Annotated in this window: 13 protein-coding genes; 6 read left to right on the top strand and 7 right to left on the bottom strand. The window is 54.6% G+C overall.

All coding sequences use genetic code 11. From position 1 onward, the window contains the following. Nucleotides 1-3: 3 nt before the first annotated feature. From P2W84_RS12575 to P2W84_RS12585, 3 genes are all read right to left on the bottom strand, one after another. Nucleotides 4-2,127, bottom strand: coding sequence for a cation:proton antiporter (locus tag P2W84_RS12575; RefSeq protein ID WP_276090493.1), 2,124 nt, complete (start codon nt 2,125-2,127; stop codon nt 4-6). Between the two features lie 2 nt (nt 2,128-2,129). After that, the gene (locus P2W84_RS12580; protein ID WP_276090494.1) at nt 2,130-2,702 is read right to left on the bottom strand and encodes a hypothetical protein; all 573 of its coding nucleotides are present in this window, start codon (nt 2,700-2,702) and stop codon (nt 2,130-2,132) included. A gap of 184 nt (nt 2,703-2,886) precedes the next feature. Continuing rightward, on the bottom strand, nt 2,887-3,405 hold the full coding sequence (locus P2W84_RS12585) for a nuclear transport factor 2 family protein (RefSeq protein ID WP_276090495.1): 519 nt from the start codon (nt 3,403-3,405) through the stop codon (nt 2,887-2,889). Between the two features lie 223 nt (nt 3,406-3,628). Here P2W84_RS12585 and P2W84_RS12590 point away from each other — a divergent pair, with 223 nt between their 5' ends. Next, on the top strand, nt 3,629-4,255 hold the full coding sequence (locus P2W84_RS12590; RefSeq protein ID WP_276090496.1) for an ATP-binding cassette domain-containing protein: 627 nt from the start codon (nt 3,629-3,631) through the stop codon (nt 4,253-4,255). Further along, nucleotides 4,252-5,469, top strand: a complete 1,218-nt coding sequence (locus tag P2W84_RS12595; protein ID WP_276090497.1) for an FtsX-like permease family protein — start codon at nt 4,252-4,254, stop codon at nt 5,467-5,469. Before P2W84_RS12590 ends, P2W84_RS12595 begins: the two co-directional genes overlap by 4 nt. Here P2W84_RS12595 and P2W84_RS12600 read toward each other — a convergent pair. Both P2W84_RS12600 and metE read right to left on the bottom strand, forming a co-directional pair. Next, the gene (locus tag P2W84_RS12600; RefSeq protein ID WP_276090498.1) at nt 5,430-6,410 is read right to left on the bottom strand and encodes a methylenetetrahydrofolate reductase; all 981 of its coding nucleotides are present in this window, start codon (nt 6,408-6,410) and stop codon (nt 5,430-5,432) included. The genes P2W84_RS12595 and P2W84_RS12600 overlap by 40 nt on opposite strands. 10 nt (nt 6,411-6,420) lie before the next feature. After that, entirely contained in the window at nt 6,421-8,709 is a 2,289-nt protein-coding gene (gene metE / locus P2W84_RS12605) for a 5-methyltetrahydropteroyltriglutamate--homocysteine S-methyltransferase (protein ID WP_276090499.1), read from the bottom strand. A 207-nt stretch (nt 8,710-8,916) separates the two neighbouring features. Here metE and P2W84_RS12610 point away from each other — a divergent pair, with 207 nt between their 5' ends. Further along, nucleotides 8,917-9,378 (top strand): Lrp/AsnC family transcriptional regulator, encoded by a 462-nt coding sequence (locus P2W84_RS12610; RefSeq protein ID WP_276090500.1) that lies wholly within the window; start codon nt 8,917-8,919, stop codon nt 9,376-9,378. 4 nt (nt 9,379-9,382) lie between these two features. Here the strand turns inward: P2W84_RS12610 and P2W84_RS12615 are convergent, their stop codons facing one another. Further along, on the bottom strand, nt 9,383-9,823 hold the full coding sequence (locus P2W84_RS12615) for a hypothetical protein (RefSeq protein ID WP_276090501.1): 441 nt from the start codon (nt 9,821-9,823) through the stop codon (nt 9,383-9,385). Nucleotides 9,824-9,911: 88 nt separating this feature from the next. On the opposite strand from P2W84_RS12615, the gene P2W84_RS12620 reads away from it, so the two are divergent. Then, nucleotides 9,912-10,847 carry an alpha/beta hydrolase gene (locus P2W84_RS12620; protein ID WP_276090502.1) on the top strand — a complete coding sequence of 312 codons (936 nt, stop codon included), beginning with the start codon at nt 9,912-9,914 and terminating at the stop codon, nt 10,845-10,847. Nucleotides 10,848-10,980: 133 nt separating this feature from the next. Next, nucleotides 10,981-12,597, top strand: coding sequence for an ABC-F family ATP-binding cassette domain-containing protein (locus P2W84_RS12625; RefSeq protein ID WP_276090503.1), 1,617 nt, complete (start codon nt 10,981-10,983; stop codon nt 12,595-12,597). Here P2W84_RS12625 and P2W84_RS12630 read toward each other — a convergent pair. Further along, nucleotides 12,522-12,734 (bottom strand): hypothetical protein, encoded by a 213-nt coding sequence (locus P2W84_RS12630; protein WP_276090504.1) that lies wholly within the window; start codon nt 12,732-12,734, stop codon nt 12,522-12,524. The two genes, P2W84_RS12625 and P2W84_RS12630, sit on opposite strands and share 76 nt — an antisense overlap. A gap of 108 nt (nt 12,735-12,842) precedes the next feature. Between P2W84_RS12630 and P2W84_RS12635 the strand changes: the two genes are divergently transcribed. After that, nucleotides 12,843-15,167: an alpha-L-rhamnosidase C-terminal domain-containing protein gene (locus tag P2W84_RS12635; RefSeq protein ID WP_276090505.1), complete on the top strand. Its 2,325-nt coding sequence runs from the start codon at nt 12,843-12,845 to the stop codon at nt 15,165-15,167. The last annotated feature ends 27 nt before the right edge of the window (nt 15,168-15,194 follow it).

The raw sequence follows: 15,194 nt of genomic DNA on the forward strand, positions 1-15,194 counted from the left end.
CCACTACTTAAACAACCTGCCAATAATATTCCCGATCGCGGCAAAATCATCATGGTTGCTGATCGACCGCTTCTCCATATCCTCCTCCTTCACTTCCGAGAACGGGTAAATGAGCAGGTAGTTGTTGTTTTGCAGGTTCTGAGTAAGAAAATCCGGAAGAAGGCTCATCTGCGGAAGATAAGACACCATACCCCGCTTGGCCATCAGCACGATCAGCCCCTCGTCAGCCTTCAGTCCCGAAGCGATCCGCCCCGTTTCCTCCCATCCGGTCACCTCATTCAGTGAAGCCTCGATATTTGCCTTGCGGATGATCCGCTTCAGGATGCCGGTGATCTTCCCGTCTGCATAGAACTCCATAACCGCGCCCGATCTGCGCCCGATGTTCCAGACCCTCAGGAGCGCATAAAAAAAGCCAGGTTCCTGGTCAGCATGTTCCGGTATCAGCACCTTGTATCGCTTAACCGTCGAAACCGGCTGTGTAGCATGGTACACCAGGATATTCACGTGCTCATTGCGCAGGTAGCCATTATAAAGATTGTCCACAAAAGACCTGGAAAAGCCCTTACCATCCTTCAGCCCGATCATCAGGTCCGTGACCTTCTGTTCCTTCAGCACATTGGTGATCCCGCCGATGACATCATCGTCATACCTGGTCAGGGCTTGCAGCACCACATCTGCAGCCGCAGCCGTATCCACCGCCTTCTTCAGCACCTTCTCCGCATTTTTCATGGAAGATTCCCGCTTGTCTTCATTGATCACGTTCAGCGCCACCAGCCTGCTGTCCGCGGCGTCCGATTTCAGGAGCAGGCTCAGGTTTACCATACTTTCCACCGTTTCCTCGTGGTTCATGGCCAGCAGCATGTTCTCTTCGTCAGGATTATTGCCCGAAATGGTCTCTTCGTTCTCCGCATCGGCAATCCGTTGTGCACTCGACATCGAAATAAACGAGGATACTGTACAGGAAACCAGGATCAGCAGGATACTGCCGTTGAGCACATGCTCATTCAGCAACCTGATGGGTTCCCCGCTTGCCGTTTCCGAAATGATGATGTTATAGCCCACCATGACCGAAGCCAGTGTCGCTGCCGCAGATGCCGAACTCATACCGAAGATGAGCATGCCCTCGTCCCTGCTCAGCCGGAACGTCTTTTGCGTAGCGATCGCCGCCAGGTACTTGCCCCCTATCGAGCAGACGAGCATGACCGCAGCCACCCCGATGGTCTCCCAGCTTTTGAAAAACACCTTAAAATCGATCAGCATCCCCACGCTGATGAGGAAAAACGGGATAAAGATGGCATTGCCTACAAACTCCACCCGGTTCATCAGTGCGGAAGAATGCGGGATAAGCCTGTTAAGGGCCAGCCCGGCAAAAAAAGCACCGATAATGGCTTCAATACCCGCAAGCTCCGCAGCGAGCGCCGCCAGGTAAATAACGACCAGCACAAAGATATACTGGGATATTTTATCCTCCACATGCTTAAAGAACCACCTGGCGATGACCGGGAAAATGAAGAGTACGATGAAGCTGAACAGCAGGATAGATACCGACAGGGAGATCCAGAAACTGCTGTCTACCTGTCCCTGGGTCATCCCGACCACCACCGCCAGTACCAGCAGCGACAGTACATCCGTCACCATCGTACCTCCTACCGTAATGTTTACAGAAAGATTCTTGGCGATACCCAGTTTACTGACCAGCGGATACGCGATCAGGGTATGCGACGAGAACAGACTGGCGAACAGCACCGAGGTGAGCAGGTTAAAGTGCAATATATACAATCCTCCAAACAGGCCCAGTGCAAAGGGGACCGCAAAGGTATAGACGGAAAAGGCCAGGCTCTTCCATTTGTTTTTCTTGAAATCGCCCATATCGATTTCCAGACCGGCCAGAAACATAATGTACAGCAAGCCGGTCGTACCGGTAACCACTACACTGCTGTCGCGCGACAGCAGGTTATAACCATTGGGTCCCACGATGGCTCCGGCGATGATCAGGCCCAGCAGGTGCGGCACCTTGATCTTATTGAGCAGCAGCGGCGCACTCAGGATGATGATCAGTTCAAGCAGAAACTTAAGTACCGGGTCTTCTATGGGCAGGCTCAGGTGCTGGATACTCAGTAAAGGCATACTCATGGGTTTGACGGGCGTACCAGTTCAACGGAAAAACGGGCGGTGCAGTTGTTGTTCACGATGATTGTCTGTGTACCTTTCATCAAGGTGTTGCTGACTGGGGTAAGTACCACGCCGATATCTACCTTCCTGGTCGCCGTGGAATCTGTCCGGAACCGCAGCCTGACCTCCGTACTGTCCACTTCCGCGGAGTAGACACGCAGCAGTTTGTCCTTGTTGATGATCCTGGTAAAGATCCCGCTCGAATCACCGGCAAATTCCCAGTTGTCCGAGCGCTGGTCGCCCACCACATAATCGTTACAGTCCGACTCACGGCAAACCGTCTTTCCGCTCCACATACCGGCAAACCTTTCCGGCCAGGCCTGCCGGACCACGGAGTCCTGACGTGTCATCAGGCTATCGCGGAACCGCAGCAGTTGCTGGTACTCCGCAGCCTTTTCCGCAAAATCCATTTCCCGCCGGGTAATGGCCTGTTCACGTTTGTCCAGTTCTTTTTCTCGCTCACTATTCCGGCACGCCCCCAGCAGCCCGGCAATTGAAATCAGTAAAAATAATGGTATCTGTTTTATCATCATGATCCGGTTAATGTGTCTGCTCCACCCTACACTTAGCACCCCAGTCCATCATACCCTTCAAAAACCCGACCATTAACACCCCCGCAGCGCCCGTGCCTACTTCCCGGCAAACACAGCTTCCTCGACAACCTCCGAAAATTCCCTGATCACGAGCCTCGGCTTCTTCCCGTCACCCTCGAAGCTACTTAGCCGGGCCATGATCATAGCTCAGCACCCTGGACATTTTCCATTTGCCCTCTTTAAGCAACCAGAGGTTTGCAAACAGTGCATGGCCGTCCAGCCGCTCCGGCTTTCCCGAAGGCTTCAGGTAAAAAACATGTTCACCTGTAATCAGTGCGCCATACACCGTATCGGCAGATTTCAGCAAATGTATCTTTACGGTGCTGTCAAGTGGTACACGGCGCAACCGGTAATCGGGACCGCAAAGGTTCTTTTCGATACTCGCGAGCATTGCAGTCTTTCCCATGGTGACGCCGCCCTTGTCATGATAAAACTCAATATCATCAGCAATCAGGCGTTCCTGGAGCCCCAGGTCACAGCTGTTGTAACCAGACCAGAACAGGCTGTCCGCCTTCATGACTTTTTTTTCGGCAGCCATGTCCTGGGCTTTTAGGGATGTGGGGGCCGTCAGTGCAAAGCACATCGTGAGCGCGGTTATAAGGGATAAACTGGTGATCTTCATCGTAATGAGGTTTAACATTAGAGTTTGTCCGGAACCTTTTGTTTCGGAATGAAAGCCAGAAAACTGAAAAACAGGTATTATTTTATGAAAAACCTGAGCATCCCTGGCTTGTTCTAACCGTATAAATGAACACGAAATCCGCATCAGATATGGAAAACGAAAAGGCTGTGATCAGGATCAGGCATTAAAAATGTACATTTACTCCTATCTTTTTCCGTTATGAAGATCAAAAGAACCGTAAATGATCCAGCTCAGCTCCATAATACAGCAGTATGATACCGGACTGCGGATCAGCTTCCCCGACTGGCAGATTCCCGATGGCGCACGCTGGCTGATGCTGGGCAGGTCCGGCAGTGGTAAAACCACATTGCTGCATATCCTTTCAGGCTTACTGCGTCCAGTCTCGGGTGAGGTAGAGATCGATGGCACCAGCCTGTACCGGCTCGCTCCCCGGGAACTGGACCGGTTCCGCGGCAGCAGGATCGGGCTCGTATTCCAGCGCCCGCACCTCATCAGCAGCCTCACGGTTGAGGAAAACCTGCAGATCGCGCAGCAATTTGCGGGCCTCCCGCAAGACAAGGCGCGGATCCGGGAAGTACTGGATTCGCTTTCAATCAGCGATAAATCCGCCTCATTTCCGGGTCAGCTCAGCCAGGGCCAGCTGCAGCGTGTATCCATCGCCAGGGCCGTGATCAACCGCCCTGCGCTGCTCATCGCCGATGAACCTACCGCCAGTCTCGACGACGACAATGCCGCTTCCGCACTGGAACTGCTTTTTGAACAGTCCGCGCAAAACGGCGCCACACTGGTGGTCGCCACGCACGACCAGAGGATAAAACCCGCATTCAACAATACCTACCAGTTATGAACGTAGTCACCATCAGCTGGAAGAACATCCGGTCAAAACCCCTGGGCAGCGCACTGAACATCATGCTGGTCGCCTTTGGCACCGGCATCCTTACCCTCCTGCTCCTGGCCTCAGGCCAGATCAGCGACAAACTGGCCCGAAATTCCAAAGATATTGACCTGGTTGTGGGCGCCAAGGGAAGCCCGCTCCAGCTGATCCTGAGCAGTATTTACTATATCGATTTTCCTACGGGCAACATTCCGCTGAAGGATGCAGCACAGCTCATGCGCAATCCTATGGTCAGGAAGGCCGTTCCGCTCGCCCTTGGCGACAACTACAACGGCACACGGATCGTGGGAACGGATACCGGTTTTGTGGGGCTCTATGGGCTGAAACTGCATTCTGGGAGGTTCTGGCATTCCGATTTTGAAACGGTCATCGGCGCCGCCGTTGCCCGCAGCCAGCAGCTGAAGGTCGGGGACACTTTTTATGGTGCCCACGGTCTGACCGGCAGTTCGGATGTGCATCAGTCAAATGCCTATAAAGTAACCGGCATCCTGGAGGCGCAGGGCAGCGTGGCAGACGACCTCATCCTCACCACCATACCCAGCGTCTGGAAAATGCACAATGAGGAAAGTGCGCATGACCATCAGGAAGACGAGGCACACGATCATGATGCCCACAGCGAAGAAGACAAAGAGCTGACCGCGCTGCTGATCCAGTACCGCTCCCCCATGTCAGTCGCCATCTTTCCCCGCATGGTCAACGAAACGACCAATATGCAGGCAGCTTCTCCAGCACAGGAAAGCACACGGTTGTTCTCGCTGATCGGCGTGGGTGTCGATACCCTGCAATGGTTTGCGGTCCTCATTATGGTCATTGCCGGAATCAGTGTTTTCGTAAGCCTCTACAATGCCCTGAAGGAACGTGCCTATGACCTGGCTGTCATGCGGACACTGGGCGCTTCCCGCACCGCCGTTTTCGCCATCGTGATCTTTGAAGGCCTCGTGCTGACCTTTATCGGTTCCCTCGCCGGGGTGATCCTTGCCCACATCGGTATCGAACTGATCGGCAGCTACCAGGAAAGCAGTCAGGCGCGCCTCAGCGGACTCCTGTTCATGGGTTCCGAGCTGTACATCATTGCAGCAGGGCTGTTCACCGGGGTCGTCTCTTCCGTCATCCCGGCCATCCGCGCCTATAGGACCGATATCTCCGGGGTATTGTCCGGTAGATAAAGCGCTTCCGGCTTTCTGAGCCCGCGCGCGATCAGCATCGCCCCGATCTGCCGCACCAGGTCTACCGATGCCTCGATCTCGTCCTTCTGGATCGCGACGCTTTCGATATTGAACCCAAAGGGGACACAGCGTTCCGCACAAAAGGCCATGAGTTCGGCCGCGTTGTCCAGGCAGACCTTCACCGACCGCTCCAGCATGTCGTCTGCGTGCTTCAGTTCCTCCTTCAGGTCTTCAGGGATATGTATGCCCAGCCATTCCATAAAATGCAGCGTTTTCAGGGACCCGCAGGCGGTCAGCGTAAAGATAATGGCCGGCGGCGGAACCTGCCGCTCCCGGCAGGTCAGGCACAGGTCATCTACGATTTTTTTGGCATAGTCCACATTGAATATGCACTGGGAAACGAAATAAGATACCCCGCTGGCGGCCTTGTCCAGGATGCGTTTGTCTTCATCCCTCAGGGCCTGGTGCCGTTCAGGAATGGTCACTGCCCCGATCACCGAACTGGCCTCATGTTTCTTCCAGAGTGCATAAGCCTCCTTTAAAGTAGTCTTCACGACAAAGTCGGGCGCAGGCACGCCGACAAACACCGGGTAAAACTGGTGTGTCTGGAGATCGTCCAGCCATCGCGAAAGCTCGGCCCCTGTAAACTTTCCCGCGGGCCGGTAAATGATCTTGGGGATCTCAAGTGCCCCCAGGTATCTGCTGGCAAAGTCAAAGGGGTCGTGTGCGTTCAGGAAGGGGAATGGTCTTTCTTCCGGGGTGCGCGCCGACTCATCCTGTACGTCATAGACGATCAGCGCGTCAATATCGAGGGGTTGCAGCCGGGCAAGCGTCCGCTGAGCAATCTCAGCGGTCCGCTCGGGGCCTGTTTCTGCTTTTGGAGGCGTAATGCCATAGGTCAATATACCGGACTGGCCCGATCTGATCTTTTGTAAAAACATCTTTATCTGCTTAACTGATCTTTTCCCGTACCGCTCTGGCGGCGGCCACCATGTTTTCCAGTGCTGCTTTCGTTTCCGGCCATTTACGTGTCTTCAGTCCGCAGTCAGGGTTCACCCACAGGTTTTGCGCAGGCAGCAGGTCAGCTGCTTTGGTCAGCAGGGAAACCATCTCCTCTTTGCCGGGCACGCGCGGCGAGTGGATATCATATACGCCGGGCCCGATCTCGTTGGGATATTCAAAATGGGCAAAGGCCTGCAGCAGTTCCATCTGCGAGCGCGACGTCTCGATCGTGATCACATCTGCGTCCATCGCGGCAATGTGCTCGATGATGTCATTGAATTCGCTGTAGCACATATGGGTATGGATCTGAGTCGTATCCGCTACCCCGCTCGCCGTTACCCGGAAGGACTTTACCGCCCAGTCCAGGTAATGCGGCCGCTTTGCCCTGCGCAAAGGCAGGCCTTCCCGGATGGCAGCCTCATCGATCTGGATGATACCGATACCTGCCTTCTCCAGGGCCAGTACCTCATCGCGGATCGCCAGTGCGATCTGGTACGTGGTAACCTCACGCGGCTGGTCATCCCGCACAAAAGACCATTGCAGGATCGTCACCGGGCCGGTCAGCATGCCCTTCATTAATTTTTCCGTCTGCGCCGCGGCGAAGGTGGTCCAGCGCACAGTCATGTCCGCAGGGCGGCTGACATCGCCGTAGATGACCGGCGGCTTCACACAGCGGCTGCCGTAACTCTGTACCCAGCCGTTCCGGGTAAACAGGAATCCGTCCAGCTGCTCGCCGAAATACTCTACCATATCGTTGCGTTCGAACTCCCCATGGACCAGCACGTCAAGGCCGATCTCCTCCTGCCAGCGGATCGTGTCTATGGTCGCCCTTTCAATTTCCTGCCCGTATTGCTCCGGTGTCAGGTCACCCTTCTTGAACCGGGCACGCAACTGGCGGATCTCGTCCGTCTGCGGAAATGAGCCGATGGTCGTGGTGGGGAATGCCGGCAGCTTGAACCGCTCCCGGTGCAGCAGCTGGCGTACCGGGAATGCGCTGTTGCGGGTCGCGTCGGCTTCGGTGATCGCGGCAACGCGGTCCCTGACCGCCGGTTTGTGCACTTTTCCGGAATTGCGCCTGCGCTCAATGGCCGCCCTGTTCGCTTCCAGCAGTTCGGTATGGCCTTCGGTGATCTGCTTCAGTTCAGCGACTTCGTTCAGCTTCTGCCGGGCAAATGCCATCCAGTTCCTGATCTCCGGGTCAATAGCAGTTTCCTGGTCCAGGTCGATCGGGCTGTGCAGCAGCGAGCATGATGGGGCAATGATCACCCGGTCTGCACCGAGCTTTTGCGTGGCCTTTTTTATCAGCGCCAGCGATTTTTCATAATCGTTCTTCCATACATTGCGGCCGTCAACCACGCCAAGGGATAGCTGAAGTCCTTCGGGCACCAGGGCCAGTACTTCGTCCAGTTGCTCAGGCGCACGGACCAGATCAATGTGCAATGCTGCAACCGGAAGGTTCACCGCCACCTGCGTATTGTCCAGCAGGGCCTCAAAATAAGTGGCGACCAGCAGCTTCACGTCCGTCACGCGGTGAGCAATGGTCTCGTACGCATATTCAAAGGCTTCCTTGTCATTTTTGGACAGGTCAAGGGCCAGGCAGGGCTCATCGATCTGTATCCATTCCGCGCCCTGCTCCTTCAACCGGTTGATGATCTCTACATAGACAGGTACCAGCTGCCGGATCAGGTCAATGCGCTCAAAGCCCGCTTCCTTCTCCTTACCCAGCAGCAGATAGCTCACCGGGCCAACCAGTACCGGTTTGGCCTTTTCACCAAGCTGCTGTCTTGCGGCTGCATACTCGGCAAACACTTTCCCCGAAGACAGGCGGAACTGCTGCTGTGCGGTAAACTCCGGCACGATATAATGGTAATTGGTATCGAGCCATTTGGTCATTTCCATCGCGGTAATGTCCAGGCCGTCCTTCTGGTAACCGCGGGCCATAGCAAAATAAAGGTCGATCTCCCGGTTGCCTGCAATCTGGCCGACCGGGGCATAACGTTCGGGAACTGCCCCCAGCAGCAAACTGGTATCCAGCACCTGGTCATAAAAGCTGAAGTCATTGCAGGGGATCAGGTCGATACCGGCATCCAGTTGTGTCTTCCAGTTGTCTTCCCTGATCTTCCGCCCGGCTTCGTGGAGTTCATCCAGGCCGATCTTGCCCGCCCAGTATTGTTCACAGGCTTTCTTTAATTGTCTTTGGGCACCGATCCGCGGGTAACCCAGGTTTTGCGTTAGCATTTCTTTCTATTTGATTAAGGTAAAAATCTTGATAAACCGAACGATCATCTGCTTCCGGAAAGAACGATGATCTGGACAAAACTAGATATAAAAGATTTTAGACCTGTAATTACAAATAAATTCAGTGTTTTAATCTATATTTGAACATATAACAGAAAAATATACTTCAACAACCCGGTAATACACACCGGAAAAGAAAAATATACTATGGAAGATCTGGACGAAACCGACAAACAGCTGCTCAATCTTCTAGGACAGGACTCCAAACAGACCATCAGGGAACTCGCCGCCAGGGTCAATCTTTCGGCATCCCCGGTTTTTGAAAGGGTACGGCGCCTGGAGGCCAACGGCTATATCAAGAAATACATTGCCGTCATCGACGCTGAAAAAATGAATTACGGGCTGATCATTTTCTGCAATATCCGGCTGAAGCAGCACGACAAGAGCATCGGGCATGAATTTGTGACCGACATCATGCGCCTCGACGAAGTGGTCGAATGTTACAACATTTCCGGCGACTACGACTTTCTCCTCAAGGTCTACGCACGTGACATGAAGCATTACCAGGATTTCGTTTTCAACAAGCTCGGCTCCGTCAAAAGCATCGGCAGTACCCACAGCACCTTCGTCATGTGCGAGAACAAGAATTCCTACAACATCAACTTCTGATCCATCAATACTTCCTGCCGAAGGCAGAGAGCACCAGGCCGGTGACCAGTGCGCCGAAAAGATAATAGCCCACCGTCATTGCCTTGATCTCATCGGTTTTCGCAACAGACTTGGGGTTCAGGCCCAGCGGTTCGGGCAGCTTCACCGCACCGACGCCTGCCAGCAGCCCCATGGCGATAGCCTTCGTCCAGATGTGCCTTCTCCGTCCGCTGCCGATGAGGCTGTAATACAGCGTATTCGATAAGATATCACCGGCCAGGGTGAGGTTATAAAGCTCGTCCTTGTCGGTAATGTTGCCGCCGAAATGCCTGACCGTCTTTTGTAGTGCCTGCTCACCCAGGAAATCGATCCTTGGGGTGGTGCGCTTGTTTTTCAGCGATTCATGCAGGATATTCAGGGCAAGTGCCCCGCACAGCCCCGCAAATAAGTTACCGATCTTTGCCATAATCAGATGATTAAAAAAGTATTTTGTAACTATAACAATCAAACTCCCGAGGGGTTTGTTATACTTGCACACCTAGCATACACCCATCATGATGAAGACATCCGGAGTACTTTCCCGCAGTAAATTATTGCTCAGCCTTGCTGCCCTGAGCTTGCTGCTAACCACTTCCTGCAAAAAAGACAGGAAGGAAGAAGCAAAGGCAAGCGAGACCATCAGCGACATCAGCTACGGGGCGTCAGTACAGCAAAAGATGGACGTCTATCTTCCGGAAGGCCGCAATGCGGAAACCCGGGTCATTTTCTTTATCCATGGCGGCGGTTTCTTCAGCGGCGACAAGGCCAACCTTTCCGCCATCGCCCGGGAGTTGTCTGCAAAGGGATTCGCTGTCTTTAACATCAATTACCGCCTTGTCGACATCACAGGCGTGTTGAATAACCCACCTGCGCACCAGCCGAGCGTGGTGAAGATCGCCGACCAGTTGGAAGACATCCGCATGGCCGTAAACCTTGCCCTTTCCAAATCCGGCGAATGGACCTTTCGCCGGGACCATTGGTACATCGCCGGACATAGCGCGGGCGGCACCCTCGCCATGCTCTATGCGTACGGTGACCAAAACAAGGGTCAGTTTCGGGCGGTGGCTAACCTGGCAGGTGCTACGAACTTCGCGTTCAGCGACGAATCGGAACTCGGCCAGTTTGATCCGAAGATCATCGAAGTGATTTACCGGGCCGTCGGCGCAGAACCCAGGAACGAAAACAAGCTGGCCTATATGGCCGTCAGCCCCTACTGGGTGGTCAGCCGGGGCAAGGGAATCCCCACCCTGAACATCCGCCCCCAATTCAACCAGGTTTATGACTTACCCGATGGCAGCCAGGCAGAATACCAGAGATTTACCGACCTGCTGAACGCAAAATCAGTAGTCAATAAATGGGTCGAGGTTACCGGGGCAGACCATGGTTTTTCACGGCCCGCCGACCAGCAACTGGTACTCCATGAAACGGTCAGCTTCTTCGATGGACATTAAACCCTGAAAATGACCGGATATTTTTTTAAATTTGCAGCGCACTAACACCCCCCGCATGTAGGATTAAAATTTCTTTCGCAAAATAGATCGGCAGCCCAGGCTGTCATGGTTTCATTTTACAAATAGAAATTTTATGCTGATCCTACAGGACATCACTTATCTCCATCCGAACCAGGACGTGTTGTTCAGCAACATTTCCCTGAAACTCAATACCCACGACAAAGCGGCGCTGACCGGCAATAACGGTACGGGAAAATCTACGCTGTTGCAAATCGCCGCTGGCAGGCTAAAACCCGCCGCGGGAACTTTAACCGTGCCCGAAACGCCCTGGTACATTCCTCAGCTGACTGACCAGTACAATCACCTCAGCATCGCAGAGGTACTGGGCGTAGACCGCAAACTGAAGGCATTCCGGGAAATCATCGACGGCCACATGAACGAAGACAACCTGGCCCTGCTCAATGAAGACTGGACGATCGAAGAACGGAGTCAGGAAGCCCTCGCCCGCTGGGGCCTGGACGGGATCAGCCCGGACAGAAAGCTGGGATCGCTCAGCGGCGGACAGAAAACAAAGGTCTTCCTTGCCGGGATCCAGATTCATCAGCCACAGCTGGTACTGATGGATGAGCCGAGCAACCACCTGGACGGCAAGGCCAGGGCACAGCTTTACGAATACCTTACCACATGCAGGGAAACCCTGCTGGTGGTCAGCCACGACCGCAGCCTGCTGAACCTGCTGGATAAGACCTATGAGCTCAGCAACAAAGGGATCACCTGTTTTGGCGGCAATTATGAGTTTTATGCCAGTCAGAAGGCCATCGCACGTGAAGCACTTGACCACGACCTGAAGGAACAGGAAAAGGAATTGCGCAAGGCCGGGGCGGCGGAGCGGGAGACGCTCGACCGCAAACAGAAACTGGATGCCCGGGGAAAGAAAAAACAGGAAAAGGCAGGACTGCCCACCATATCCATGAATACCCTCCGCAATAATGCGGAAAAAAGTGCGGCCAGGCTAAAAAACACCCATGGTGAAAAAAAGGAGCAATTGCTCAGCGGCCTCAGGCAGCTCCGCGCCGGCCTGCCCCCGGAGGAACACATCAGGCTGGACCTGGAAGATCCCGCGCTACATTCCGGAAAAGTGCGCTTCAGTGCCGAAAACATCAATTACGATTACGGGCTGGGGCAGCTCTGGTCACGCGACCTTAGCTTTGACATCCGCAGCGGAGATCGGATACTCCTCAGCGGGGAGAACGGTTCGGGAAAGACGACCCTGATCCGCATCATCCTGGGCGAACTGGAACCAGGGGCAGGCCGCATTTTCAGGACAGATGCCAGTACCCTGTACATCGACCAGGATTATTCGCTCATCGACAGCCGCTATACAGTTTATGAACAGGCACAGCATTTCAATACCGGTAAACTGCAGGAACACGAGATCAGGACCCGGCTGAACCGCTTTCTCTTTGGCAGGGAAGACTTAGACAAGCCCTGTAACGCACTCAGCGGCGGGGAAAGGATGAGGCTGACACTTTGTGCGCTGAGCATACGCGACCAGGCACCGGATATGATCGTCCTCGATGAGCCCACCAATAACCTGGATATCGGCAATATAGAGGTCCTCACCGGGGCCATCAGCAGCTACAGGGGGACACTGTTGGTGGTATCCCACGATGCTTACTTCATCAGGGCACTCAACCTGGCCTTTAGGCTGTCCACCACATCGGGAGATAAAACATCGTTGTCCTGGTAGGCCATATCCTGTACCAGGTACTCTATGAGCAACCAGGAACGGTCTACGATGGACGCCAAAGGCCTCATCACCGGGCCGGCAGCATGCTGGCCCGACGGATCGGGGAACAGACGGTAGGTTTTGGACTGACTGGTCATAACAATAGGTTTATAGTTGTAAATATAATGATAATCAGGTGGTCTGCAATACCTGTCTTTCAACAGAAATGATTATTTTGGTTGTTCATACACATTGAAGCTAACCAAATGAGACCCGACCTCTTCAGGCAATTGTTCCTGCTTATCCTGCTGTGGCTTGTGTTGCCGCAAAAAGGCTCCGCAAAGCCAGGTATTGTTAAACATCGCGATCTTTCCGCCTCAGCTGCCCGGTGGATCGCTCCCGCAACGGATGCCAGCCAGCCCAATACCTGGATGGCCTGCCGGAAGACGTTCAACCTGGGCCGCAGACCCGCCAGCGTAATGGCCCGTATTGCTGCCGACAGCAAATACTGGCTGTGGGTAAACGGGAAGATGCTTGTCTTTGAAGGTGGCCTCAAACGCGGCCCGGACCCTGAAAACACCTATACAGACCAGGCAGACCTGGCCCCTTACCTCAAAACTGGCAGCAACGTCATTGCGGTGCTGGTCTGTTATTTCGGCAAGGAGGGCTTCTCGCACAAATCCAGCGGCAGGGCCGGGCTCTTCTTTGAAGCGGCTGCCCTGCCTGAAGTAAACAGCAACCAGAGCTGGAAATGCCAGGTGTTACCGGCCTACCAGACCGCGGCTGCCCCGCTGCCCAACTACCGCCTGCCGGAGTCGAGTATCCTGTACGATGCCCGGAAGGCTACGGATGGCTGGCAGACGGCTGCATTCAATGACAGCACCATGCCCCGGGCCAGGGAACTCGGCCCTGAAGGTTCGGCACCCTGGAACCGGCTCCTGCCCCGCCCCATTCCGCTGTTCAGGGACTTCGGGCTGAAGGCCTATCCTCAGGCGCCCGCATTCCCTTTTGTCAGCAAGGGCGACACCATCGTCTGCAACCTGCCTTACAATGCGCAGGTCACACCGTACCTGGAAATAGAGGCACCGGAAGCTGGCCGCAAGATCAGCATGTTCACCGACAATTACCTGCTTTTCCTGAAGGGGGAAGTAAACCTGCGCTCAGAGTACATTACCCGCAAGGGACGGCAGCACTATGAAAGCCTGGGCTGGATCAACGGGCATAAAATGTACTATGTCATCCCTGAAGGCATCAGGGTCCTCGGCCTTAAATACCGGGAGACCGGGTACGATACGGAGCTCAGCGGCAGTTTCAGCTGTGACCACGCCTTTCTGAACCAGCTCTGGCAGAAGGCACAGCGCACCCTTTACCTGAACATGCGCGACAGCTATATGGATTGCCCTGAACGCGAAAGGGCCCAGTGGACGGGAGATGCGGTGAACGAATCCGGACAGGCCTTTTATGCCCTCTCCCCCTCAAGCCATGCCCTCGGCCGCAAATGGCTGCATGAACTGGTGGCCTGGCAGAAGAAGGACAGCAGTCTTTTTGCTCCTGCTCCCGCAGGGAACTGGGATAAGGAACTCCCCGATCAGTCTATGGCCAGCATCGGCTACTACGGGCTCTGGAACTATTACCTGCATACCGGCGACAGGCAGACCCTCCGCGATGTCTACGATGGCGCCAGACGTTACCTGCTGGCCTGGAAGCTGAATGACCAGGGTACGGTCATCTTCAGGCCGGGGGGCTGGACCTGGGGCGACTGGGGTGATAACCGCGACATGCTGCTGCTGTATAACCTCTGGTATTACCTGGGCCTGAAGGGCATGCAGCTGACGGCAGCCGAGATCGGGCGTACAGAAGACGCGGCGACTTACGATACGCTGATGCAGCGGTTCGCACTTTCCTTTAACCGGCAGTTCTGGAACGGCAGCGCCTACCGGGACCCTGCCTACAAGGGCCGGACGGATGACCGCACACAGGCCCTGGCCATCTTGTCGGGCATTGCCGGGGAAGAGAAATACCCTGCCCTGCTCAAAGTCTTTCAAACGGAAGCACATGCGAGTCCCTATATGGAAAAGTATGTCTTTGAAGCCATGTTTGTGATGGGACAGGAAAAGGAAGCCCTGGAACGGCATGAAAAACGCTTCAGGCCCATGGTCAGCAACCCCAGGTTCACGACCTTGTTCGAGGTCTGGGAAATGAATGATGACGGTACCGGCAACGGAACGGTAAACCATGCCTGGAGCGGTGGCGGACTGACCGTCCTTTCCCAGTACCTGTCGGGTGTGGCCCCGCTGAAACCGGGCTACACGCAGTTCCAGGTCAAACCGCAGCCCGGTCCCCTGCAGCGTTTCGATACGAACGTTCCTTCCCGGGCGGGGAACATTAAAGTGAGCTGGAAACAGGATGGGAGCAAACAACTGATGACGCTCACCGTACCCCGGGATACAGAGGCATTCGTGACCCTGCCGGGAACAGGCTACCAGCAAATCCTGCTCAACGGCAAAGCTGCCTGGAAGAAGGGCGATGCCAGAAATCCCTTCGGAATGCTCAGGCTGAAAGGCGGAAGCTGGAAAATCGAAGCCAGTTAGGTCTTGACAGTCCGGCACCAAATCAAT

This window comes from Pedobacter sp. JY14-1 (assembly GCF_029269825.1).
In the GTDB taxonomy this organism is placed as follows: Bacteria; Bacteroidota; Bacteroidia; order Sphingobacteriales; family Sphingobacteriaceae; genus Pedobacter.